Here is a 2,081-nt window from a genome sequence, read left to right on the forward strand (position 1 = left end):
CGCCGACCACCGCGATCCGCGATCCGCGCCGCTCCGGCCCCAGCACTTGGCCAGGCTCGATCCGCCGCCCGTCCGCCAGCGTGACAGCTTTCCCACGCGCCAGCAGCCCGCGCTCCTCCCCTGCCGGTACGCCGAGTTCGTCTAGCAGCGCACCGTTCAGCGGCTGGCGCGGCGTTTCCTCGAACAGGAAGCCGAAGCAGTCGTCGCCCGCGTGGCGGACCGGGAAGGCCGACACCGTCAGGTCTGGCGCCGTGAAGACGGGGCCGGCCGACAGCTCGACCCAGTCCAGCCGCATGCGCGGCGGACCGTCCGGCCAGACGACCTCCTCCAGCAGCCGGCGCGCCAGCTTCAGCGGACCGGGGCCGGCATGGATCGCCAGCCCGGCGGTACTGCGCCACAGGTTGAGCGTCCCCGCCAGCCCGCCCAGGCCCAGCAGGTGGTCCAGGTGCCCGTGCGTCAGCAGCACCTTGTCCAGCCGCCGGAACCCTAAGCCGCTGGCCATCAGCTGGCGCTGTGTACCCTCGCCGCAGTCGATCAGGAAACGGTGGCGTCCATATTCCACGAGCAGGGAGGAAAGGCCCCGGTCGGTGGTCGGCACGCTGGCTGAAGTGCCCAGAAAGGTGATCTCGAACATGGGCGGCAGCTTAACATACCGGGCCGCGCAGTTGCGCCTGCCGTGCCGGTCCCCCACAATCGGCAAGTGAGGGAACGGCTGGGCCGAACCGGCCGAAGGAAATAGGCGACGTGCGGTGATTAACTCCTGGTACGCAATCCTGCTGAGCTGTGCGGTCTTCGGTTTCGCCGGATTCCAGTTCATGCTCATCCGCACCGGCCTGTGGTCCGCAGCTCCCTACGAGGCGGCCGGGCTGACCGTCACGCTGGTCCTGCCGCCGGTCGTCACGGCGCTGGTGGCCTTCCGCATCGGTCTCCGCCGGGTCCGGCGGATCTTCGCGGCGCGCCCGGACAGCGAACACGAGCAGGTCATGATCCGCATCCTGCTGGTCAGCCTGAACCTCGCCTACGTCCTGGTGCTGATCCTGGCCGTCGGCCCGCCCGGCATCTTCGTCGGCTCGGTGCTGATCCTGCCGCCGGGCTTCGCCGGCACCTGGCTGCTGCTGATCCTGCTGATGCTGCACCCGGCCCCCTCGGTCCCCCGCCGGGTCCTCGGCAACATGCTCGACATGGCGATGGTCAGCGCCTTCCTCTATGTCGGCGGCGCCATGGCGGCGCCCTGGTACCTGATCTATCTCTGGGTGACGTTCGGCAACGGCTTCCGCTACGGCACCCGGTTCCTGGAGGTGTCGGCCGTCCTCGGCGCCGCCACCTTCGCCCTGGTCATCCACGTCACTCCCGTCTGGCGGGAAATTCCCTATGTCGCCTACGGCTTGCTGGTGGCGCTGGTGGTGCTGCCGGCCTATGTCGTCCGCCTGATTCGCCAGCTGACGGAAGCGAAGGCCCAGGCGGAAGCCGCCAACCGGGCCAAGGGACGGTTCCTCGCGACCGTCAGCCACGAACTGCGGACGCCGCTGACCGCCATCATCGGCATGGGCGACATGATGATGAACACACGGCTGGACGCCGACCAGCGGGAGATGGCGGCTACCGTCAACACCTCCGCCCGGCAGCTGCTGTCGCTGATCACCGACGTCCTCGACTTCTCGCAGCTCGAGGAAGCCAAGCTCGCCATCGATCAGGCGCCCTTCGACCTGCACCGCGTCGTCTGCGATACCAGGCTGATGCTGCGCGGCCAGGCCCGCATGAAGCGGCTGGCACTGCGGCTGGTGATCGACGCCGACGTGCCCCGCCGGATCGTCGGCGACGACCGCAGGCTTCAGCAGGCCCTGACCAACCTGCTGGCGAATGCCGTCAAGTTCACCGAACGGGGCGCCGTCACCCTGTCGGTCAGGCTGGTCCAGCAGGGCGTGCTGGAGTTCCGGGTCACCGACACCGGCATCGGCATAGCGCCGCAGCACCTCGACCGCATCTTCGACCGCTTCACCCAGGCGGAAGACGACATCAACCGCCGCTACGGCGGGACCGGCCTCGGCCTGGCGATCTCGCGCCAGCTGGTGGAACTGATG

General features: G+C 69.0%; 2 protein-coding genes. One reads left to right on the forward strand and one right to left on the reverse strand.

Going from position 1 to position 2,081, the window contains the following annotated elements:
• Positions 1-634 (reverse strand): MBL fold metallo-hydrolase (locus tag AC5JJ6_RS11250; protein WP_496042115.1); only part of this gene is annotated, 634 nt, incomplete at its 3' end.
• A gap of 181 nt (positions 635-815) precedes the next feature.
• On the opposite strand from AC5JJ6_RS11250, the gene AC5JJ6_RS11255 reads away from it, so the two are divergent.
• Positions 816-2,081 (forward strand): sensor histidine kinase (locus tag AC5JJ6_RS11255; RefSeq protein WP_496042116.1); only part of this gene is annotated, 1,266 nt, incomplete at its 3' end.

Source organism: Skermanella sp. (assembly GCF_059503625.1).